The organism is Kribbella sp., from assembly GCF_035687465.1.
In the GTDB taxonomy this organism is placed as follows: Bacteria; Actinomycetota; Actinomycetes; order Propionibacteriales; family Kribbellaceae; genus Kribbella.
The window spans coordinates 1-2,850 of record NZ_DASRXP010000004.1 but is presented as its reverse complement, the minus strand read 5'-3'; the positions used below and the strand labels follow the sequence as shown (position 1 = coordinate 2,850).

General features: G+C 69.6%; 6 protein-coding genes. All 6 read right to left on the bottom strand.

What is annotated here, in order from left to right; genetic code table 11:
- A partial coding sequence (locus tag VFG33_RS00075) for a hypothetical protein (protein ID WP_325020969.1) occupies positions 1 to 224 on the bottom strand: 224 nt, incomplete at its 3' end.
- Positions 217 to 642, bottom strand: a complete 426-nt coding sequence (locus tag VFG33_RS00070; protein ID WP_325020967.1) for a hypothetical protein — start codon at positions 640 to 642, stop codon at positions 217 to 219. The genes VFG33_RS00075 and VFG33_RS00070, both read right to left, overlap by 8 nt.
- 170 nt (positions 643 to 812) lie before the next feature.
- Entirely contained in the window at positions 813 to 1,025 is a 213-nt protein-coding gene (locus VFG33_RS00065; RefSeq protein WP_325020964.1) for a hypothetical protein, read from the bottom strand.
- Positions 1,026 to 1,219: 194 nt separating this feature from the next.
- Positions 1,220 to 1,396: a hypothetical protein gene (locus tag VFG33_RS00060; protein WP_325020962.1), complete on the bottom strand. Its 177-nt coding sequence runs from the start codon at positions 1,394 to 1,396 to the stop codon at positions 1,220 to 1,222.
- The gene (locus VFG33_RS00055) at positions 1,393 to 1,575 is read right to left on the bottom strand and encodes a hypothetical protein (protein WP_325020960.1); all 183 of its coding nucleotides are present in this window, start codon (positions 1,573 to 1,575) and stop codon (positions 1,393 to 1,395) included. Before VFG33_RS00055 ends, VFG33_RS00060 begins: the two co-directional genes overlap by 4 nt.
- A 13-nt stretch (positions 1,576 to 1,588) precedes the next feature.
- A partial coding sequence (locus VFG33_RS00050; RefSeq protein WP_325020958.1) for a replicative DNA helicase occupies positions 1,589 to 2,850 on the bottom strand: 1,262 nt, incomplete at its 5' end.

Here is a 2,850-nt window from a genome sequence, read left to right as displayed (position 1 = left end):
AGCAGCTTCCACACGATGGCCTTCTGGAACGGACGCATCCGCACCGGCAGACCGAACGCGTCGCCCTCGCCCATCCTGGCGTTCTTCTCCACCCAGCGGACCGCCTGCGGGCCGAGCGTCCGTTCCGGCAGCGGCACCGTGCCCAACGCGTCGAGGAACCGGGGGTCCACCTCGGACAGCCACGCCATCCGCGGGTCATCGAGGTGCTGCACCGGCCTACTCATCAGCGTCGTCCGCGAGGTCGTCCAGCGATGCCGCCTTCTGCCCCGCCACCAGCGCGACGCCGAGCGCCAGACGCGCCCGCGGCGACAACCCGAGCTGCCCCTCGGCGAGCCGGATCTCCGACGCCAACCTGACGCGCGCCCCGACCAGTCCGCTGTCCACCTCGGCGGCGGCGGCGAGCTGCGCTTGCACCCGGTCGGCCAGCTCGTAGAGCTCGAACAGGCGGACCACGGCCGGCAGGTCACTGACCGGGTCCATCAACGCGGCGACCGGCGAGGACCACAGCCCCACCCACTGTCCACGGAGGACGTCCGATAGGTCGGCTGGCGGATCCGGCGCCGCGGCGGGTTCAGCACCACCGCCGAGTGACGCGGGCATGTTCCGCCGCTGCCGATCCTCGGCCGACTTGGCGTCAGACATGCCCTCACCTCCCAAAAGGAAGTATCGCACGACCTCGACCTAACCTGAGGTATCAGACCTCCACCATGGTCGAGGTCGACCGCTCCCGGAATCGGGGAGACCGTACGCACGAAAGTTTGTGAGGGACGTGGCTCTGCGTGTGGACCGTGGTCCGGGAAAAATCGGAGGCGTCAGGCGCTCGCGTGGCGTTGCAGCCAGCGTTCGGCTTCGATGATCAGCGGCCTGAGTTCTTCGAGCACCGTCCGCGCGTTGGCTGGTGCTCGGTTGCTCGCTACCCAGTAGGTCAGGTCGAGGTCGCGCTTGCTGCTGTTGCATGGCCGGCACGCGGCTACCGCGAGGGCTGGCACGGCGACCATGTAGTCGATCGGCAGGCGTGCGATCACGTGGTCAGCTGTCGTGGCACGGTGGCCGCAGTACCGGCAGCGGTGTCCGTCACGGCGCAGCACGGCGTCACGCAGCGGGATCCACGCGCCCCTCCACTTGGGTGCGTCTGCTCGTTGTGCTCGGGTGTGCGGGTGCCTGCCGCATCTGCCACCACGGGCAGGCGTCCCGCACACCGAGCAGGGTCGGACTGGGGTCACGGTTGGATGGCCTCCACGGCCTGCACGATGGACAGCAGCACCAGGCCGGCGAAGCCGACCAGCAGCCACACGACCACGGCGGTGTAGCGGCTGGTGACCTCGCGCCTGCGCCTGCTGCCCTCAAGGGCTTGGGTGATCTTCTGCTCGAACGCGTCTACCTCGGGTCGGGTCATCGTTCCTCCACTGTGATGCCGGCGAGCTTCATGACGGCGCGGGTGATCATGAGTGCGTGCAGCTGGCATACGCCGAGCGGTAAGCCCGGCATGCCTGGCTGACCGCACGTCTCGCCGTCGTCGTCGAGCAGGGTGCAGCCGGTGAGAGAGGCGTTGATCTTGCCGTAGGTACTGGTCATGTTCTCTCCTCCGTCAGCTCAGTCGGGAGTACTGGCCGCGCCACGTCAGCTCGATGTCGCCGACCCGGCCGTGGCGGTTCTTGCCGATGTGGACACCCAGGAGGTGGGTCGGCTTGCCGGTCTTCTCGTGCAACCGGCGGGCGAGCAGCATCACCACGTCGGCGTCGGCCTCGATGGCACCGGACTCGCGGAGGTCGGCGAGCGACGGGTTCGGCCGCTCGTCGGCGCGGCGGTTGAGCTGAGCCGGGACGATCACCGCGACGTCGAGCTCGCGGGAGAGTTGCTTGAGGCCGCGGCTGATCTCGGCGACCTGCTGCTCGCGGGACACGTTCCGCTCGGGTTTGATCAGCTGCAGGTAGTCGACGGCGACCACGTCCAGGCCACCGCGGCGCTTCTGCGCGCGGGCCTCGGCGCGGATGTAGCCGAGGGTCAGGTCGGGCTTGTCGTCGACGACGATCGGGAAGTTGATGGCGCGTTCCTTGTACTCGTCGAACTGCTTCCACGAGTGGCTACTCAGGTCGCGGCGGCTGATCTCGTCGAGTTCGATGGTCGCCCCGTTGGCAACCATGCGGCCGATCACCTCGAGGGTGCCCATCTCCGCTGAGAACACCATCGCCGGACGACCGAGCGCGGCGGCGTGCTCGGCGAGCTGGTGCGCGACGATCGACTTGCCCTGTCCAGGCCGGGCGCCGACGACGTACAGCCTGCCGCCGTGCAGGCCGCCGGCGACCCGTTCGTTGAACTCGGGCCACGGCGTCGGGATGACGACGAACTGGTCTCCCTCGGCGCGCATAGCGGCCTCGAACTGGATCAGCAGGTCCCGGTAGTCGCGGGCCTTCGTGTGCGGGTGCTCGATGCTGTCCAGCTTGCGGAGTTCGTCGTGCGCCTGCATGAGCGCCACCGACGGGTCGTCCGCGGCGAGCGCCCGCTGCTGGATGCGTTGGGCGGCCTGGACCAGGCGCCGCAGCCGGCCGCAACGCTTCACGTCGGCGACCGCCTGCGAGAACTCGCCCGGCGCCGAGATGGCGGCGAGGCCGTCGAGGATCCGCTCGGCGGCGGCCGTGCTCTTCACGTCGTCGGCGGCGAGCAGGCTCCGTCGGGTGATGCGTTGGTCGGCGTCCCGGAGCTTGCGCGCCGCGGCCCACAGGGCGCCGTGGTGCGCGCTCCAGAAGTCGTGCGGTTCCACGTCGGTCAGCGCCTGGTCGCGGAGGACGGAGAGCGCGGTGGTCGGGAGCAGCGCCAGCAGGAAGTCTTCCGCCTCGGCGGGGTGCAGCG